Annotated in this window: 15 protein-coding genes; 9 read left to right on the forward strand and 6 right to left on the reverse strand. The window is 58.2% G+C overall.

All coding sequences use genetic code 11. From position 1 onward, the window contains the following. On the reverse strand, positions 1–150 hold a 150-nt coding region (locus EKD05_RS27295), incomplete at its 3' end, for a helix-turn-helix domain-containing protein (protein WP_165360875.1). 275 nt (positions 151–425) lie between these two features. On the opposite strand from EKD05_RS27295, the gene EKD05_RS21465 reads away from it, so the two are divergent. The 7 genes from EKD05_RS21465 to EKD05_RS21495 all read left to right on the forward strand — a co-directional run bounded on the left by EKD05_RS21465 (position 426) and on the right by EKD05_RS21495 (position 5531). Then, positions 426–764: an STAS domain-containing protein gene (locus EKD05_RS21465; protein WP_129676987.1), complete on the forward strand. Its 339-nt coding sequence runs from the start codon at positions 426–428 to the stop codon at positions 762–764. Positions 765–767: 3 nt separating this feature from the next. Continuing rightward, positions 768–2291: a PP2C family protein-serine/threonine phosphatase gene (locus EKD05_RS21470; protein WP_129676990.1), complete on the forward strand. Its 1524-nt coding sequence runs from the start codon at positions 768–770 to the stop codon at positions 2289–2291. After that, on the forward strand, positions 2288–2731 hold the full coding sequence (locus tag EKD05_RS21475; protein WP_129676992.1) for an ATP-binding protein: 444 nt from the start codon (positions 2288–2290) through the stop codon (positions 2729–2731). Before EKD05_RS21470 ends, EKD05_RS21475 begins: the two co-directional genes overlap by 4 nt. 6 nt (positions 2732–2737) lie before the next feature. Continuing rightward, positions 2738–3154: a response regulator gene (locus tag EKD05_RS21480; RefSeq protein WP_129676994.1), complete on the forward strand. Its 417-nt coding sequence runs from the start codon at positions 2738–2740 to the stop codon at positions 3152–3154. A gap of 15 nt (positions 3155–3169) precedes the next feature. Beyond that, positions 3170–4006 carry a hypothetical protein gene (locus EKD05_RS21485; RefSeq protein WP_129676996.1) on the forward strand — a complete coding sequence of 279 codons (837 nt, stop codon included), beginning with the start codon at positions 3170–3172 and terminating at the stop codon, positions 4004–4006. Between the two features lie 84 nt (positions 4007–4090). Continuing rightward, the gene (locus EKD05_RS21490; protein ID WP_165360876.1) at positions 4091–4606 is read left to right on the forward strand and encodes a bifunctional 2-polyprenyl-6-hydroxyphenol methylase/3-demethylubiquinol 3-O-methyltransferase UbiG; all 516 of its coding nucleotides are present in this window, start codon (positions 4091–4093) and stop codon (positions 4604–4606) included. 268 nt (positions 4607–4874) lie between these two features. Beyond that, complete coding sequence (locus tag EKD05_RS21495) at positions 4875–5531, forward strand: TIGR00266 family protein (RefSeq protein WP_129677001.1); 657 nt, start codon at positions 4875–4877, stop codon at positions 5529–5531. A gap of 86 nt (positions 5532–5617) precedes the next feature. Here the strand turns inward: EKD05_RS21495 and EKD05_RS21500 are convergent, their stop codons facing one another. The 5 genes from EKD05_RS21500 to EKD05_RS21520 form a co-directional block, all read right to left on the reverse strand. Then, complete coding sequence (locus EKD05_RS21500) at positions 5618–6679, reverse strand: MaoC family dehydratase (RefSeq protein ID WP_129677003.1); 1062 nt, start codon at positions 6677–6679, stop codon at positions 5618–5620. A gap of 377 nt (positions 6680–7056) precedes the next feature. After that, the gene (locus tag EKD05_RS21505; protein ID WP_129677006.1) at positions 7057–8100 is read right to left on the reverse strand and encodes a CoA ester lyase; all 1044 of its coding nucleotides are present in this window, start codon (positions 8098–8100) and stop codon (positions 7057–7059) included. Positions 8101–8115: 15 nt separating this feature from the next. After that, positions 8116–9333, reverse strand: a complete 1218-nt coding sequence (locus EKD05_RS21510; RefSeq protein WP_129677008.1) for a 2-methylfumaryl-CoA isomerase — start codon at positions 9331–9333, stop codon at positions 8116–8118. Positions 9334–9393: 60 nt separating this feature from the next. Further along, positions 9394–10614, reverse strand: coding sequence for a CaiB/BaiF CoA-transferase family protein (locus EKD05_RS21515; RefSeq protein ID WP_129677010.1), 1221 nt, complete (start codon positions 10612–10614; stop codon positions 9394–9396). A gap of 14 nt (positions 10615–10628) precedes the next feature. Then, positions 10629–11867, reverse strand: coding sequence for a CaiB/BaiF CoA-transferase family protein (locus tag EKD05_RS21520; protein ID WP_165360877.1), 1239 nt, complete (start codon positions 11865–11867; stop codon positions 10629–10631). Between the two features lie 386 nt (positions 11868–12253). On the opposite strand from EKD05_RS21520, the gene EKD05_RS21525 reads away from it, so the two are divergent. Then, positions 12254–13102 carry an acyl-CoA dehydrogenase gene (locus EKD05_RS21525; RefSeq protein ID WP_129677012.1) on the forward strand — a complete coding sequence of 283 codons (849 nt, stop codon included), beginning with the start codon at positions 12254–12256 and terminating at the stop codon, positions 13100–13102. A gap of 143 nt (positions 13103–13245) precedes the next feature. After that, positions 13246–14271 (forward strand): DNA polymerase III subunit delta', encoded by a 1026-nt coding sequence (gene holB, locus EKD05_RS21530; RefSeq protein ID WP_129677015.1) that lies wholly within the window; start codon positions 13246–13248, stop codon positions 14269–14271. The last annotated feature ends 1 nt before the right edge of the window (position 14272 follow it).

Below are 14272 nucleotides of genomic sequence, written 5' to 3' on the forward strand. Positions count from 1 at the left end.
CAGCCGAAGAGACTCGCCACGTTCCTCGTACGCCCGCTTGCGCTCGGCAAGCGTCTCGTTATACACCCAGCGGCACTCCTCAAGCTGCTGCTCAAGGATACGCCGTTGGCCGTTCGTGAGGTAGATGCGGTATTTGAACGTCTTTCGCATGGTTTAAGTATGGCACATAGTTGCTTAAATTGCAAGTTTGTGCTACCTGGGCTGAAGCCGCTCAAGCGGGTGAAGCCCTTCTATCCCAGGGCTAAAGCTCCTGGGCTTTACGGGCTATTTCCGTAAAGTTTGCTTGCAATGTGTAGTATCATGCACGTGCGGATCATGCTCACCCAGGGCGATCAACACGGCCAAATGGTTGTGACAATGCGCTCAACCTTCACCTGCAAAAAATTTTTCTGGTTGAAACAGCATGCGAAAGAGAGGCTCGGGTTATGGAGATGAAAACACGCCTTGTGGACAAGGTCAACATTGTCGATATCATCGGACGGTTTGATGCCAATACAGTCGCCCCGGTCGCAGCGTGGCTTGAACAAATGACCACAAAACCAGGGTGTCGTGTGCTGGTCAACCTGAGCGAGACGACCTTTGCTGACTCGACTGGCCTGGCAACGCTGGTACAGGCGATGAAGCGAGCGCAGCAACATCAGGGGGAAATCTATCTCTGTGGGATGCGGCGGTCAGTCTATATGACCTTTGAATTAACCCGTCTGGATAAGGCCTTTACGATTTTTGCCGATGAAGAGCACGCGCTCAAAGCTTTTGCAAAGTAAGTTATGTTAGTATCCATCCTCAGTTCACAATACGCACGCTTTGCGGCCCTGGCCGAGTCATGGCTAGCCCTGGGTGCGTCGGCCTTTGGGGTCTGGCAGGATGGACATCCGCTTGTCTACTGGCCTTCGAGTCATCGTCTCACCAACCCCAGCCTCCGCGCTCCATTGATAATACAGGGTACCGAGGAAATCGGTGAGTTGCGCGTCGCCGGCATTACCGGCACAGCCTTTGAACAACGGCTCCGCGCTGATGCAGAATTGATCAGCTATCTGTTGCAACTCGAAGAAGAGCTGCAGCAGATAACCGCTGATCTGGTCACCAGTCAGGATCAACAACTGGCCCTCTATCGCCTGACCCAGCGGATGCGCGAGTATGTCACCGTCGAGCAGACATTAGACGTGGTCGTAAAAGAGACGATGCGGATTCTGAAAGCCGACGTGTGTAGCATGCTGTTTGTGCCAAGCTCGGGGCAAGATGCGTTGCTGGTGCAACAACCCGAGGGGTTTCTGCCTGATGACTACCTCTGGCAACTCTACTGGCAAGGGTTGGCGACCGAACAGCCAATCCATCTCCCCAAAGTACGCCCCACAGACGGGCCAGAAGGGTTGTATAATCTCTTATATCTTCCCCTGCGTATTCGTAATAATTTTATGGCTGGCCTGGCGATTATTAATCGATCCGGCGGCTTTGGCACCCCTGACATCAAGCTGAGCAAGGCGATCGCCGATCAGGCAAGTGCGCAGATTGATCGGGTCTTACTCTATCAAGAGATGTTTGACCAGGCCAAGCTCCGTACTGAAATGGATCTGGCCCGCCGGGTGCAACTCGAATTGCTGCCGCCAACCTTGCCAAGCATCGCCGGGCTCGATATCTATGCACATTCACGTCCTGCCTCAGAGGTTGGGGGCGATTTTTATGACTTTGTGGTGCAAGATGGACGACCGTTTATCTTTGTCATCGGCGATGTAACAGGCAAAGGCTTGTCTGCGGCGCTCTTGATGACGATGACGCGCACCGCGATCCATAGCAAAGCCCAGTTTATGCCTTATCCAACGCCAGAAGCAATTATGCGCCAGTCAAATGAGGATTTGTATAACGACTTTACCAGGGTGGGTGTCTTTGCGACGGCCCTGGTTGGACAGTTCGAACCAGGGAGCAATGTCTTGATGTACGCCAATGCGGGCCACGCACCAGTGATCTACCGACCCTGCGATGGTGAGGCGGTGTTGCTACGCGCCGATAGCACGGCGATCGGCATCTTGCCAGTGAATCCGTGCCGAAATCAGCGCCTGCGCCTCGGACCTGGGGATCTGCTGGTTGCCGCCACCGATGGCTTCACCGATGTGCGCGATCACGATGATGATCTGCTTGGCATTGAACGCCTGCTCCAACTGGTCAATGCCTCTCATCACAAGAGCGCGCACGAGATCGCGGAGGCATTCTTTGCCGAGACTGAAGACTTTGGTCAAGGGGGCAAACAAGATGATGATCAGACTCTCGTCATACTAAAAGGAGCAGTGTCGTGACAGTGCCTCAACCGGAACAGGTCCGGCTTGACCTGCCGGCCCGCTATACCTACCTTCATCTGTTGGGCGATTGCATTGCCGATATGCTACGCTTGCTTGAGCAGATGCAAGATGCTGAAATGGTGATTTATAATATTCAACTAGCAGTCCATGAAGCATGTACGAATATTGTTCGCCATGCATATGAAAATAAGGGTGAAGGGCGTATTCTCATTACGCTGACGCTTGCTTTTGATCCGCCGCAGTTAACAATTGAGTTGCAAGATACCGGCAAGCCGTTTGATGCAGCGAGCTATGAGCCGCCGGATCTTGATGATGTACCGAGTGGTGGCCTGGGTATCTTTTTGATCCGTAATCTTATGGATGATGTGACCTATACGCCAGTTCCAGGTCATAATCACTGGAGTCTTACCAAGAGTTTGCTTATGAAAGGGATATAATGCTCGATGAGCACTATTCTGGTAGTTGATGATTATGCGCCAAATCATCGTTTGATGAGTTTTGTGCTAGAGCACCATGGCTATGCTGTTGTTTCTGCGCACGATGGGGTACACGCCCTCGAATGTCTGGCGACGGTACCAATCGATCTGATGGTGACCGATTTGACGATGCCTCGCCTTGATGGGCTTGCGCTGGTTGAACGCATCCGCAGTGATCCACGGTATGCCAAGATGCCTATTGTGATTGTTACCGCCAGCAGCAAAGAGACTGATGAAATCAAGGCCGCCGGGATCGGTGTCAATGCGTTTCTCACCAAGCCGGTTGACTCAGAGGATCTCGCCCAAACAGTCGCTCAATTACTTACCCAGGAGGCGAGTCATCCCGACTCGCGCTTTCTGAAAACCGGCCAGAGCGCTGCCTGATCAACGAACAAACGTATGCCACCACAGTCTTCGGTTCCTCGCTCTCCTTCCAAGCGCACGCTCGGCCTGACCCTGATGGCGACCGCCTGGCTCGGTCTGCTCATCAGTCTGTCGGGCATTCTTTTTGTGCTCGTGACGGGACGGGTCGCCTCCGAGGCGCTCTCGCGTGAGCTTGGAACCCTCGATCGCGCCTTGCTGGTGACCCAGGAGGGGTTGCAGGTGGCCGATGGGACGCTCGCTGACACGCAGGTGACAATCCAATCGCTGAGTAACACGGTCAATAGTGCCTCGCGTACCCTGGTTGCAACCGATCCCACGCTCACCACGCTCCGCGATGTGACCGGGACGAGTTTGCCCAAGACACTTGACTCGACCAATCAGGCGCTCAAGGCCGCGAGCGAGTCGGCCCGCCTCGTTGATGATGTGCTCGGTACCCTCGGTTTTTTTGGGCTCCGCTATGAGCCCGAGGTGCCGTTGAGCGTCGCCATCAAACAGGTTGCCGATAGTCTGGTTGATCTGCCAACGGCGCTCGATGAAGTGACTGAGGGCCTTGGAACGGCGCAGGATAATCTGCGTACGATTGCAGATGATTTAGAAGAGGTAGCTGAGGGCCTCGATCTCATTGCGTTGAATCTCGATGAGGCGATGACGGTCGTCGCTGACTATGAAACCATTGTCATCCAGTTACGCGACGAGGTCGCGGCTATCCAGGTCAGTGCGCCCTTCTGGTTTGCCATTGTCCAATTCGGGCTGGTGCTGCTCTTGGTCTGGCTTGGTCTCGCCCAGATCAGTCTGTTTGTCCAGGGGCGGCAACTGCTGGCGGAAGGACAGATTGAACAGATAGAGAGGTGACGTCTGGATCCAACGACACTTGCGGTCTATGACGCCGAGGCCGAGCGTTTCACGCAGACCCAACGGAGCAAAACGCCACGTGCGTTGCAACTGCAGGTGCTGGCGGCGTTTGTGCCCGGGCAGCCGACCGTTGATATTGGTTGCGGCAGTGGCCGCGATACGGCCTGGCTTGTGGCGGCAGGCTTTCCTACGGTTGGCTATGATGGCTCGATCGGTATGGTTGCCGCAGCACGCGCTGCGTATCCCGAGCTTGATCTGCGCCACGATACGTTGCCTCACCTCGCGACGATTCCCGATGAGAGCTATGCGAATGTGCTCTGTAGTGCCGTCTTGATGCATCTGCCGTCTGAGGCGCTTGCGCCCGCCGTGGCCGGATTGGCGCGAATTATGCGTCCCGGTGGGCGGCTGGTGCTGACGTATCGTGCCAGTGAGACGACAACGCCCCGCGAGCCCGATGGCCGTCTCTATACGCCCATCGATCAGGATGAACTGGCCCAATGCTGTGCGGCCTCCGGCTTGGGTGTACTGAAACAAGACGTTGAAGCCGATGGTGGACGGGCGGGGGTACACTGGTCAATCGTGGTCGCCGAACGAATATAGCAGTCCTAGACGCAATACTTTGCAACGAAGGCGATTGTTTTGACGCAAAGGCGCAAAGGTTTTCGCGTAGGACAAGGTTCGTAGGCACTTGACAGTTTGCGCCCTACGTCGTGGGAGTGCCGACTTTAGTCGGCTGAGGCCGACTGTTATGCTCAAAAGCTCTTTCTGAAACCTTGTCTAGGTGAGGGAATCCTTTACGACGACGCGTGAGCTTGGTTGAAAGATATTTGTTCTAGACTAGGAGTGCTCTCGTTTACAAGGAGGAATCATGGAATATACCATTATAGGAACGATTGCCCAACGCGCACGCCTCGATTTTGCGCCGGGTGAGGCTGTCTGGCTGAGCAAGGGCGCGTTGATGGCCTATTCGCCCGGGATCGAGTGGCGGCCGCGGGTGCCTGGTGGGCTTGGCGGAGCTTTGCGTCGCTCGCTGGCAGGCGAGGGTATTTCGCTTACCTATGCCGAAACGACCCAGGCGGGCCAGTTTGCCCTGATCGCCTCGAATGCGCCTGGACATATCACCGAGTGGGATCTTGCTGATGGCCCCGTGCTGGCGACGCGTGGCTCGTTTCTGGCGGCCTGGGGAAGCGACGTAGATATTACGGTCGTGATCGCCCGACGGGCCGGGGCGGCCTTCTTTGGCGGGGCCGGGCTCTTCCTGCAACGCATCTCGGGCGAGGGCAAGGTGCTGTTGCACGGCAGCGGGGACTTCGATCGTCGCCAACTTGCCCAGAACGAGACCTTGCTGGTCAGTACGGGCAATCTCGCCGCTTTTGCCGATAGCGTTGACTACGATATTCAGACGGTTGGCAGCGTTGGGCGGGCTTTCTTTGGGGGCGAGGGCATCTTTATGACCCGTCTGCAAGGGCCAGGGACAGTGCTGTTGCAGAGCCTCAAGCGCGGGTCAGGCAGTAGTAGTGAGTAGGTTTTTTGCCGCTCAGCACGCAAGCGAAGCTTGCGTGCTGAGCGGCAGGGATGAGCTTGCGTTGGGAGAGGCAGGATTATGCGTGCTTAGGCGGTGCGGCGGGGCATGAGCACGGTGTAATCAACGTCGAGCACGACGGCGGGATCATAGGTGCCTGCACTATCCTGGTAGAGAAAATCGGAGGCAGCGTGATCTTTGAGGGCAACGGTGCGAACACGTAACGCACCAAAATCGGTGCGGCCCGGCAAGGGCTCGTGCGCAAGGATCTCGGACCAGGCGTAGATGGTGTCGCCGGCAAAGGTCGGGTTGGTGTGACGCCCCCCGTTGATCGCCGCGATGCTGAGTGCATTGGCTAACCCGTTGAACGAGAGCGCCCGGGCGAGGCTGATGATGTGGCCGCCATAAATGATGCGGCGACCAAAACGGCCCTCGCGTTCAACATGCTGATTGAAGTGAACACGGGCGGTATTCTGGTAGAGGCGCGCCGCCAGCATATGTTCGGCCTCTTCAATGGTGATGCCATCAACGTGATCAATGCGCTCGCCAACCTCGTAGTCTTCCCAGAGATAGGGACTGCCTGCGAGATCGGTATCATAACTGCCTGGCGTCAACGCATAGGGAACGTGCAGGTCGGCCACATCAACCGCTTCGACCAGCGTTGGGATCACCGGCTCGGGGGCGGGGGCCTCCAGGTTCTTTTTGCGTACCATCACCCAGCGCGTATATTCAACGACCATTTGATGGTGCTGGTTTGAGCCAACGGAACGCACATAGACAACGCCGGTCTTGCCATCACGATTCTGGCGCAGACCAAGCACCGTCGAGCGGGTCGTGATCGTATCACCAGGATAGACTGGTTGCCCAAAACGGCCATTGGCATAGCCGAGATTGGCGATGGCATTGAGCGAAATGTCGGGCACGGTTTTGCCAAAGACGATATGGAACGTCAGCATGCTATCGAGGGGCGCACGCTCGAGGCCAAGCGTCTGGGCAAAGGGCGTCGAACTGTTGAGCGCAAACCGCGAACCAAAGAGCGCCGTATAGAGCGCCACATCGCCCTCGGTGACGGTACGCGGCGTTGCGTGGATCAACTCTTGACCAACATAAAAATCCTCGAAAAAGTTCCCTGCTCTGGTTTTGCTAGGCATCGCTGCTCCTTGAAATTGGATCCGGCGCAGGGCGCTGAAACCCATGTGTATAAATGTTCGTGGTGTGTGAAGGGAGTTTTCTGACAGCCCTTGCCGACCACGAATATTGATCACGAATAAACGAATATGGGCTGCCCCATGCGCTCTTCGTTTTTTTGTGGCCCCGTTCGTGGTCGGCTGAGGACGCCAGGAAACTTAGTAGTTTGTGAACTAAATTTCCTGATACTTCGCGCCCTGGGAGCGCGGGCGTCCCGCCCGCTGATGCCCGCGCTCCCAGGCCAGTCGTGCCGCAAGAAACAGGGCGAGTGCCCGTCAGACTTCACAGGTTTTGAAGACCTGTGAAGTCTCTTCTCGTCCTTATTTGAAAGGTCTTGCCCCTAGAGTCCGTAGGCTTCGGCCAGTTCGGGGTCTTTTTTGGCGACGAGGCGAGCGAGGTCAACAATGACCTTGGCCTGTTTCCAGGTGGCGTCATCTTGCATTTTGCCGTCGATCATCGCAACGCCGGCCCCGTCGGGCATCGCTTCGAGGATGCGTTTGGCAAAGAGAACTTCTTTGACATCGGGGCTAAAGACGCGGCGGGCAATCGGGATTTGATTCGGGGCAAGCGACCAGGCCCCCGTGCAACCCATGAGAAAGGCATTGCGGAACTGCGACTCGCAGGCTGCTTCATCTTTGAGGTCGCCAAATGGCCCGTAGAAGGCGCGGATGCCATGCGCAACACAGGCGTCGACCATACGGGCAACGGTATAGTGCCAGAGATCCTGCTGATAGAAGGCGCGCTCGGTCTGGCCTTCGACGGGATCGGTGAGCACACCGTAGAAAGGATGGCCGCCGCCGACGCGGGTGGTCTTCATCCCGCGTGACGCGGCGAGATCGGCTGGGCCAAGGCTGAGCCCGTGCATCCGGGGGCTTGCGCCGGCGATCTGCTCGACATTCTTGACCCCTTCGGCTGTTTCGAGCAGGGCGTGCAAGAGGATCGGCTTCTGCACGCCATACCGTGCTTCAAGCAGGGCGAGGTACTGGTCAGCAAAATGAATATCCCAGGGGCCTTCGACCTTGGGGAGCATGATCACATCGAGGCGATTGCCCACGGCTTTGACAATCTGGTCCATATCATCGAGGATCCACGGGCTATTGAGGGCATTGACGCGCACCCAGATGGCGGTCTCGGGGGCATCGAGGGTCGCAATGGCCTCGATAAAGCCAGCGCGGGCGGCTTCTTTGGCATCAAGCGGGATTGCATCTTCGAGGTTGCCGCAGAGCACATCAACCTGGCGGGCCGTTTCGGGCAGACGGGCGCGGATCTTCTCGATATGGGGCGGAAAAAAATGGATCATCCGCTCGGGGCGAATCGGCAACTCGCGCAGCGGCTGCGGGGCGCCGGTCGCCAGCGGCTTATAGAAATTCACGGGTAGCTTCATTCTGGTCTCCTTTGATCAGGCAGGCCCTGCAACGATGCCATCATCGTGCAGTTTGCCGACTTCAGCCTCGCTCAGGCCAAGCATGTCGAGCAGGATTTCGTCGGTATGTTCGCCGAGGCGTGGCGCAGGCGTCACGGGGAACCGTGGAACCTGGCTAAAAGCGAGCGGCGAGCCAGCGGCGAGGTAGGTGCCAAGGCCGGGTTGTTCAAGCAGCGCGAACATCGGATTGTCGGTCGAGCAATCAGGATCTTCGGCGAGTGCCTCGCGGACGCTGCGATAGGGCGCCCAGGTGACCCGGTGAGCCTCGAAGATCTGACTAATCTCGGCGAGGGTGCGGGCGCGAAACCAGGGATCAAGCAAATCAGCGAGGGCGTGACGAGCGCGGAAACGATTGCCCTCTTGAGCGAGATCAAGCCCGAGGCGCTGGCCTAGGGCCGCAAACTGCTCGGCCATCCCCGTCGCCTTCGTCAGGCAACTCCACTGCAAACTGGTCAAACCAACGACCATGACATGCTTGCCATCAAGCGTCTCAAAATCGCGCCCAAAGGCCCCATAGAGATAGTTGCCCTGACGCGGGCGATCGGTATCGTTGACCATCACCTCGGCGATCATGCCAAGATGCCCAAGCATCGCCAGACCAACATCCTTGAGCGCCAGCTTGACCAATTGACCCTCGCCAGTCAAGCGGCGATGGCGCTCGGCGGCGAGGATCGCCACCGCGATCATCTGCCCAGCAATGAAATCCCAGGCTGGCAAGACATGATTGACCGGCTCGGGCGTACTGGTTGGCCCAGTCATGAACGGAAAGCCGAGTTGCGGATTGATCGTATAGTCAACGTCCGAGCCACCATCGCGGCGACCGAGCAGATTGACCATCACGAGATCGGCGCGCTGCTTTTGCAGCGCCTCATAGCTGAGCCAACCGCGCGCCGGAAAATTGGTACTGAAGATGCCGCCCTCGTCACCGGGGAGCGCGATCAACTGCGTGAGCAACTCTTGCCCACGCGGATGGCGCAGATCAACGGCGATCGAGCGTTTGCCCTTATTGAGGCCAGCCCAGAAGAGACTCTGGCCGGTCTCGGTGACAGGCCAGCGACGATAATCAAGACCCCCACCGATGGGATCGAAGCGGATGACATCGGCACCAAGTTGAGCCAGGGTCATCCCGCCGAGCGGGGCAGCGACGAAGGCCGAGCCCTCGATCACCCGCAGACCCTTGAGAATGCCTTGCATAGTTATTCCTGTGAGACCTCACCGGTCTTGAAGACCGGCGAGGTCTGACGCATGCCAGCGTTAAATAACCCGTTTCTGGCGAAGTTCAGCGATCTGTTGTTCGTCCATGCCAAGCAGTTCGGTCAGAACTTCGGTGGTATGCTCGCCGAGTTTCGGGCCGAGACTGCGCAGGCTACCGGGGGTTTCCGAGAGCTTGGGAATTGTTGACGGGACAATGACGGTTTCACCGGTATCCGGGACATCAACCGCCATCAAGTTGCGGCGAGCGTGAAACTGGCGGTCGCCGAAGATATCGGCAATGTTGTTGAGTGGTCCGGCGGGCGTCCCGGTCTCATAACAGCGGTCAAGCACCTCATCGCGCGTGAGTGAACCACACCAGTCGCGAACAATCTCATTAACATCGTGGCGATGTTCGAGGCGCGTCTTCTGTTCGCCATAGGTACTCGACGAGGCGAGCTCGGGCCTGCCCATAGCCAAGGCGAGGCGCGCAAAGAGCTTGTCGGTGGCACACGAGATCGCGACCCACTTGCCATCTTTGGTCGGGAAGTGGCCGTGCGGACAGGCGAAATCGTTGTGTGATGGGCCGTGGCGTTCGCGAACGATGCCGTACATGCCATAAGCCGGGGCAAGTTCATCGGTACAACGAAAGACCGACTCGTAGAGTGCGGCATCAACATACTGACCTTGACCAGTGCGATCGCGATGGCGCAGCGCCAGCAACACACCGAGGCAGCCGTACAAACCCGTCATGTAATCACCAAGCGTCGTTGAGCCAGGCGTCACCGGGGTACCCCTGGGCATTCCGGCGAGATAGGCAATGCCACCGACGGCGTGAGCAACACGGGCAAACCCGGGACGATCCTTGTAGGGGCCGGTCTGGCCATAGCCAGTGACACGGAGCATAATCAGACCAGGATTGAGCTCGTGCAACACTTCCCAGCCGAGGCCCCATTTTTCGAGCGTACCGGGGCGAAAATTCTCACAGAGCACATCGCTCTGCGCGATCAGTTGCTTGAACACGGCCACGCCTTCGGGACGATGGAGGTCAATTGTTACTGAGCGCTTATTGCGCGCCTCACTGAGCCAGGTCAGCGTATCGCCGCGCTGGCTGGGCGTCCCAAAGCGGCGCAGGGCATCACCGCCAACCGGATGCTCAACCTTCAACACATCAGCGCCAAACTCACCGAGCAGCGTCGCGCAGTAGGGGGCGGCAATCACCGTTGCCACATCAATGACACGAATGCCCGCCAGGGGCAACGCAGGTGCAGACTCTGCGGTCATGGGTTATATCCTTCTCAAATAATCTTGTGCTGCCGCAGCCGTCGAATCTCGTCCGCCGTAATATCGAGCAGTTCGCGCATCACTTCATAGGTCGCGTCGCCGAGGGGCGGCCCCAGGTTGGTAATGCGCCCGGGGGTTGCCGAAAGCGTCGGCACCACTGCGGGCACGACCACCTCACCGAGGCCCTCTTCCTCAAACCTGGCGAGATTGCCTCTGGCCTGAAAATGCTCATCTTCAAAGATATCGGCAATGCTATTGACCTTGCCGACGGGCACCTCTTTCTCGAGGCAGCGTTCGAGCACCTCGGCACGCGTGAGCGAACCGACCCACTCGATCACAATCTGATTGACCTGATCGCGGGCGGCGAGGCGCTTGCGCTGATCGCCGTAGAGCCCGGTCGTCGCGAGTTCAGACTGTTCCATCGCTTCAGCGAGGCGCTCGAACATCTTGTCGGTCGTACAAGCAATCGCGATCCACTTGTCATCTTTGGTGCGAAAATGGCCGTGGGGCACCGCGACAAAGCTGCCCGAGCCTTCGCGTTCGCGCACCTTGCCAAAAAGGCCATAGGCAGCCGCGATCTCATCGAGTTGACGAAAGACCGCCTCATAGATGCCGACATCAATCACCTGCCCGCGCCCGGTCTCCTCCTGATGGCGCAGCGCCACCAGCACCCCGATGATCCCATAGAGACTCGACATATAATCGCCGAGGGGCACGGTGCCGGGCAACACCGGCGTCTCACCAGGGAAACCGGCAAGATACGAGAGGCCGCCAAAGGCGTGGGCGATGTGGGCAAACCCAGAGCGACGGCGGTAGGGGCCAGTCTGCCCATACCCCGAAACCCGCAGCACCACCAGGCGGGGATTCGCCTCACGCAACTGCTCCCAGCCAAGGCCCCACTCTTCCATCGTCCCGGGGCGAAAATTCTCGATCAGCACATCAGATTTGGCGATGAGCTTGAGAAAGATCTGCACGCCCTCTTTCTGGCGAAGATCGATGGTCACCGACTTCTTATTGCGCCCCTCACTAAGCCATGCAAGAGTCGCATCGTGACGCTTGGTTGGTGTCCCAAAACGGCGCATGGGATCGCCGGAAATCGGGTGTTCAACCTTCAGCACCTCGGCACCAAACTCGCCCATAATCGAAGCCGCATACGGGCCAGCCAGGAAGTTGCCGACATCCACCACGCGAATGCCACTCAGAGGTAACTGTTCGTGATCTGAAGGACGATCGGAAGGTGGGAGCGGCTTCACGTGCGGTTTCTCCTGGTGCTGCGCCGTTGAGGGTGGTGGTTGCGCTGGTTCAGCCTCAGGGGAAACCTGTGCTGCTCCTTCGCCCTCAGGCACCCCCGTTGCTGTCTCGGCAACGTCCGTCGCATCCGCCTGATCCGTAGGAATACGCTCGCGCTTGCTCAACGATTTGCCTCCGCTTCAATATGTATGCATATCGCCCTCGATATGCGTCAAGACACATCACGCAAAGAAGTTCAGGGAGTCACTTTTTTGGGGTAGCAATGTTATAATGTCGAATTATATGTCAGAATATCATCAGATGCAAAGTTGGAGCGGTGCGCTTACACCGACCAGCGATGCTGGTCGGTGTAAGCGCACGATAGATCCTCCGGCTAAGGAAGCAAACAATGAGTGACGCAGAGGCAACGTTCAGCAGTTGGATCGGTACCACCGAACTGCTGGAAGACGATCTGAGTCCCGCGCAGGCATATGCGGCGGCGGCAACGCTTGATGATACGACCACCATGATCAACGGCAACGCGACGCTGCCGCCATTGTGGCACTGGTTCTATTTTGTGCCCCGCGCCCCACAGTCAAAACTGAGTAGTGACGGGCACCCCGAACGCGGCGGGTTTCTGCCGCCGATTCCGTATCCACGTCGCATGTTTGCTGGTGCGCGACTTACATTCTATCGCCCTTTGCTGCTCGGGCGAACAGCTCAGCGCAAGGGCGAGATCCGCAATATCGTGCAAAAGTCAGGGCGCAGTGGCAACCTAGCCTTTGTCACCGTTGGCTACCAGTTTTACCAGCAAGGCATCCTCTGCCTTGAAGAAGAGCAGGACATCGTCTACCGCGAGCCCGGGCCACCAGTGCCCGCGCCGGTGCCCGCCGAACTCCCCCCGGTTCCCGAGGGAGCGTGGACGCGCACCGTCACACCCGATCCGCGGTTGCTCTTTCGCTTTTCGGCCCTGACCTTCAACGCGCACCGCATTCACTACGACCGGCCCTATGCGACCAATGAAGAGGGTTATCCAGGACTGGTCGTGCATGGCCCCCTGACGGCCGTGCTGCTGCTCGAACTGGTACGCCACTCGACCAACCGCCGCATCACGGGCTTTAGCTTTCGCGGCCAGGCCCCGCTCTTTGACCTAGCCCCCTTCCGTCTCGTCGCCACGCCCGAAGAAGAGCGCGTCATGCTTGAAGCCCAGGGGCCCGATGGGAGAGTTGCGCTGAGCGCAGTTGCCGAGCTTGGGTAGGAGGTTTGCTTGTCCTGCAAAAAGCCAGCTACGCTGGCTTTTTGCAAGACAAGCAGAGAGGAGGGAGGGGCACTAGGGCGCAGGTGCTGCGCCCCGCGTGATGCTATAATGGGCCAGACACGCGCAACCCTCGCAGGAGAGCTATGCCCTGGCAGATCCTCGGTCATGATTGGGCGATCGCCCAGTTAAAAAACAACATTCAGGCGGGAACCGATGCCCACGCCTATCTGATCAGTGGCGTCCCGGGGATCGGCAAGGCACTGCTCGCCTTGCGTTTTGCCCAGGCCCTCAACTGTGAAGCGGGCCTGGGCGAGCCGTGTCTGACCTGTCGCACCTGCCGCCGCATCGAGCGAGGCAATCATCCCGATGTGCGCATTGCGAGTATGGCGACCCAGGCCGCGGGCTTGAAAGCCGACGAGGCGGCGCGCCAGAAGGAATTGAAGATTGCGACGATCCGCGCATGGCAAAACGATCTAAGCCTGCGCCCCTATGAGGCGCGGCGCCGGATCTTGATCCTGCACGATGCCGAACGCCTCAATGAGGAGGCGTCGAATGCGATGCTGAAAACACTTGAGGAACCACCGCCGTACGCAACCCTGATTTTGGTTGCCAATAGCACTAACCTGCTGCCGACGATTGTCTCGCGCTGTCGTGTCTTGCGGTTGCGGCCCTTGCCACGCCGTGAGGTGGCAACGGCGTTAGAGGCACGCGGGATTGCCTCAGATGAGGCAGCCACCCTTGCGGCCTGGAGTGGGGGGCGGATCGGGTGGGCGATCCAGATGCTTGCCCAGCCCGAGGCGATCGCCCAACGCGATGAGCAACTTGAAAGCTTGCTTGCCTTATCACAACAGGGCGTGAGCGCTGGCCTGCGTTGGGCCGAACAACGGGCCAAAGAGTACCGCACCGGCGAACAGGCGACCGTCTTTGCCTGGCTTGACCTCTGGCAGAGTTGGTGGCGCGATGTGCTGCTCGTGGCGGCTGGGTGCGCTGAAAGCGTGATCAACCTTGATCGGCAGGAGCATCTCGCACAGGCTGCACGACGCTATGATGCGCGTCAGGCATATACCATGGTTGCGAAGATCAACCAGGCGGTGCAACAACTTCGTGAAAATGGCAACCCACAACTGGTGCTCGAAAGCGTTGTCTTGCAATTGCCACGAGGAGATTGAA

Source organism: Candidatus Chloroploca sp. Khr17, assembly GCF_004138165.1.
GTDB lineage: Bacteria > Chloroflexota > Chloroflexia > Chloroflexales > Chloroflexaceae > Chloroploca.